The organism is Nocardiopsis sp. NPDC057823 (genome assembly GCF_042797335.1).
GTDB classification, from domain to species: domain Bacteria; phylum Actinomycetota; class Actinomycetes; order Streptosporangiales; family Streptosporangiaceae; genus Nocardiopsis; species Nocardiopsis changdeensis.
Genome location: NZ_JBHVLR010000015.1, coordinates 1 through 3,920 on the forward strand (window position 1 = coordinate 1; position 3,920 = coordinate 3,920).

The window sequence follows — 3,920 nt, forward strand, 5'->3', positions numbered from 1 at the left end:
TAGGCCGGGTGTGGAAGCCCTGTGAGGGGTGGAGCTGACCGGTACTAATAGGCCGAGGGCTTGTCCGCTGCAGATAATTGGGTGCTCGCGCATACTTTGTTCACATAACTGTGGAAGCTTCCGTTTCCCGGCCGGTTTGGGTTGGGGGATGGTGTGGGTTTCCGTGGTGGTTATGGTGGGAGGGTCACACCCGGTTACTTTCCGAACCCGGTCGTTAAGTCTCCTTGCGCTGATGGTACTGCCCTGTGGTGGGGTGGGAGAGTAGGTTGCCGCCACGGTTTTCTTCGGGTTGAGAGCCCCTGCCTTCGGTGGGGGCTTTCCCTGTTTTCGGGGTGTGGGTGTGTGGGGGGTCGCGTAGCGGCCCCCTTTTTTTGTGTCCTGGGAAGCCCGGGCCCGGCCGGGAGGGTGGTGCGGGGCCTTGTTTCTCACCCGATTGGAAACCCCGGCCACAGCCGGAAAGCGAACTGCTTCCTGCGCCGCAGGGGGTTTCCCCCCGACCGGGGCCTCAGCCTCAGCCGTGTCACGCCAGTGGGGTGCCCGGCCCCAGGGGGTGAAGGCCGCACGTGGCTTCCCGCCTCGGCCCGAGGGGGTTGGGGTAGGGCGGTACTCGGCCCGGGCCCCGGGGGGTGAGGCGGACTGTGAGGTTTCCAGGTCGGTCACCGTTTGGGGTGGGCGGTCTGTGGTCGCAGTCACGGGTGACTGGTTTCCAAGAGCTGAATCGCTTGGAGGGTACAGCCGCGGAGCGTGGATCCGTCCCCGCGCAGTCGGCGCCCGGCAGACCACCGGGCGGGCGCGTTGAGTGCACGTCCGGGGTGGCGGGGGTTGGTTCAGGGGACGGGTCGGCGCCAGGCGGCACGCTCAGCCACAGGTCCAGGGAAAGAACGCTCCGACTGGAAACAGGCTGTTGCTCAGACCTCGCTTGTCACCCCAGCCGCCCGCCGTAGTAACCCCTGTCGGCATTGCCCTCCCGACCCCTCGGGGGTGAAGGCAGAGCATTCACGCGGCCCTGGCCCGCGAGGGTCAGGGGAGGAGGGACCGCCGGCCTGCACCCCTCTGTGGCGGAGGTCCCGGTACCTGTCGCCTTCACCCCTTGGAGCGAGGTTACGGTTCTTCTTCCGGCCGAGGCCGAGGCCGAGGCCGGGGCCGGGGCCGCGGGTACCTGTGGCTGTCATCCGTTGGGGTGCGGACGGAGGTTTCTCCTCCCGACACCCCCCTGGGGCCGGGGAGGGCGGACGGGGTCCCGGCTACTCGGACGCGGCGGTGTAGTAGAAGGGCTCGTCATCGTCCCCGTGGTATTCGGGCTCCAGCCGGTCGGACAGGTCGACCTCCACCCCGGACCCGTCGAACGCGACCCGCACCCGCTCCTCCATCTCCTCACTCAGGTAGTGGTGGTGCAGATCGAGCTTGCGCAGACCAGCGAAGGCCGCGGCCCGGTCCACGAGCACCTGACCGCCCCGGTCCGTGAGGACGCCCAGCGACAGGTCGAGCACATCCAGGCGCTTGAGCACGGGTGCGTCGGCCAGTGCCGGAAGCCACCCGTCCAGCGTCTCGGCGTTGCGCACACCCAGGTATCGCAGTCGGGGAAACACCTCACCCGAGAGCACCGACTCCAGGTCCGACGGCCAGGTGTCACAGCCGTAGTCCGACATCCCCAGCCACAGCTCCAGGTGCTCTAGCGCGGGCAGCCCCGACGACGCCACCTGACGCGCGACCCGGCCCGGCAGGCCACCGGTCTCCAGCGTCAGGGAACGCAGCGAGGCGTGCGAGGGGATGAGCAGCCCGAGTTCGCCGTCTATGCCGTCGGCGCCCTTCACAGCCAGCTCCTCCAGCCGGGGGAAGGCCGCCACGAGCGGGGCCAGGTCGGGTTGGTCGATCCAGGACAGCTCGCACTCCGAGCCGTCGATGTCGCCGAAGAAGAGCGCACGCAGGTTCGGCAACGCATGGGCGTGCTCGGTCAGCAGGCGTGCGATCTGGTACTGGCCCCCGGCGGCGGCCTCCCAGTCTCCGATGACCAGCGCACCCACCCGTTCGGTGTCCACCACGGACAGGAAACGGGCGAGGTGCTCCTCGCACGCCTCTCTGTCGTACCGCAGCCGCCAGGCCACAGAGCCGGGAGCGTGCGGATCCCCACCCCGCTCGCGTGCACGGATGATCCGCTCCTCGTCCGTGCCACTGGCAGGGAACTCGACCACGGGCAGACCCGCGAACTCGGTCAACACAGGCATGGGAAAACCCTTCAGGGGGTGGAATGTCCCCCATACCTAGCAGCTCCGGATGACAGACGAAGCACGGTGACTCTGGTACTCCAGTTGGACTTTCGGTTTGTCATGATTCCTGAACTGCCTGTCTGGGGTGGTGGCAACGTCCAGCGTGTCCTTGAAAGGACTCCTCCACCCTCCAGTGGCGCCCGGCCACCGCTACCAACCGCGACAGCGGCACCGCCTCGGGGGCGTAGCAGTGGAAGGACGCCAGCTCACCATTGGTGCGGTTGCGGCGCATCAGCACCAACCGCGCCCGTACTCATCACAGCGATCGTCGATGAGAGCCCAGTGGTAAAGCCGCTCTCCCTTGGCCCCGGCCCCAGCAGAGCGCTTTTGCCGGGCCTGTTCGGGAACCAGGGCGGCCGACTCCTTGACCGCGATCGCCCCGCGCGGAGTGGAGAGGGTGTCGGTACCGGTAGGGTCGCTCACCGTCATGGCCGATCAGTTGGAGCACATCGCTGAGCTGGCGGATCGGAGGAGCATCCGCTTCCAGGTCCTGCCGCAGCGGTTGCTGCACCCGGGCATCTGCCCTCCGTTCCGCCTCATGTTCCTGCGTGAGGAACAGGCGGTCGTGTTCGTAGAACACGCCTTGGGTGACGTGGCGCGGAGTAGCACGCAGGATGTGGCCCATATGCGGACGTTGTTCGGAGCAATGCAAGCGGATGCGCTTCCTCCCTCGGACTCCATTGAGCGAATTCGTGAGATCAGGAAGGATCTGATGGCGTGAAGCATCAGGACTGGCACAAGTCCAGCTACAGCGGGGCCCAGGGTGACTGTGTCGAGGTGTCGGAAGGTTCCATCACGGCCGTGCGCGACACCCGGCACCGGGAGCTCGGCCACCTGGAGTTCGCCGCTGCGGAGTGGGTCGCGGTTGTCGGAGCGCTCGCGGAGAAGTGACTCCGGGACGTGAACCGGCCCCGTCGAACGACCTCCGGCGGGACCGGACCGGGGTGCGCCCGCTGGCCCGGGCGGGCGCTTCGGGCGGCCCGCGGGAGCTGGTATTTCCCGCTGGGCTGGGACTTTGAGCACTTGGACTTTGGCGGCCCGCATCTACTCCATGACGTAAGCTGGAGGGCACGAGTACTTGACGCGCTGCTACTGCTCAGTGGCAGCGCTTTTGACTGTTGACGGACGGGTTGGATGACTGAGGACAGCCGATCGGGAGACCGCCAGGACTCCGGAGCGAACGAGCACAGTGGTGACCGCTCCGGCGCGTCTTACGGTCGGGGACGTGGTGACGACTCCCGCTCCCGTTCCGGCTACCGGGGTGACCGTGGCCGTGATGACCGCAGCGGTGGTTTCCGCGGCGGGGACCGGGACCGTGGTGGTTACCGGGGCCGCGACGACCGCGGCGGTTACAGAGGCGACCGCGACCGGCGCGATGACCGCGGCGGATACCGCGGTGGCGAGGACCGTGGCGGATACCGTGGCGGCGACCGCCGTGAGGGCGGGTACCGCGGCCGCGATGACCGCCGTGACGACCGTGGTGGTTACCGTGGCGGAGATGACCGCGGCGGCTTCCGCGGGGACCGCGACCGGCGCGATGACCGTGGCGGCTACCGTGGGGGCGACCGCGACCGCCGTGACGACCGCGGGGTCCACCGGGGCGGTGACGACCGTGGTGGTTACCGCGGTGGTGACCGTCGTGAGGGTGGTTTC

At 68.2% G+C, this 3,920-nt stretch carries 4 protein-coding genes and 1 rRNA gene; 4 read left to right on the plus strand and 1 reads right to left on the minus strand.

Features of this window, described 5'->3' with window-relative positions; translation table 11 throughout:
- The first annotated feature begins 162 nt into the window (after positions 1-162).
- Positions 163-278 (plus strand): 5S ribosomal RNA (gene rrf, locus ACFVNO_RS22155).
- A gap of 966 nt (positions 279-1,244) precedes the next feature.
- Here rrf and ACFVNO_RS22160 read toward each other — a convergent pair.
- Positions 1,245-2,225 (minus strand): STM4015 family protein, encoded by a 981-nt coding sequence (locus tag ACFVNO_RS22160; RefSeq protein ID WP_378895440.1) that lies wholly within the window; start codon positions 2,223-2,225, stop codon positions 1,245-1,247.
- A gap of 439 nt (positions 2,226-2,664) precedes the next feature.
- On the opposite strand from ACFVNO_RS22160, the gene ACFVNO_RS22165 reads away from it, so the two are divergent.
- From ACFVNO_RS22165 to ACFVNO_RS22175, 3 genes are all read left to right on the plus strand, one after another.
- Complete coding sequence (locus ACFVNO_RS22165) at positions 2,665-2,988, plus strand: Scr1 family TA system antitoxin-like transcriptional regulator (protein ID WP_378895555.1); 324 nt, start codon at positions 2,665-2,667, stop codon at positions 2,986-2,988.
- Positions 2,985-3,158 (plus strand): DUF397 domain-containing protein, encoded by a 174-nt coding sequence (locus ACFVNO_RS22170; protein ID WP_378895442.1) that lies wholly within the window; start codon positions 2,985-2,987, stop codon positions 3,156-3,158. The genes ACFVNO_RS22165 and ACFVNO_RS22170 overlap by 4 nt, the downstream gene beginning before the upstream one ends.
- Positions 3,159-3,543: 385 nt before the next feature.
- Positions 3,544-3,920 (plus strand): hypothetical protein (locus ACFVNO_RS22175; RefSeq protein WP_378895444.1); only part of this gene is annotated, 377 nt, incomplete at its 3' end.

Excerpts from the sequence above, each read along its gene's own strand:
- ACFVNO_RS22160 (WP_378895440.1), bottom strand. The coding sequence starts at position 2,225 with ATGCCTGTGTTGACCGAGTTCGCGGGTCTGCCCGTGGTCGAGTTCCCT.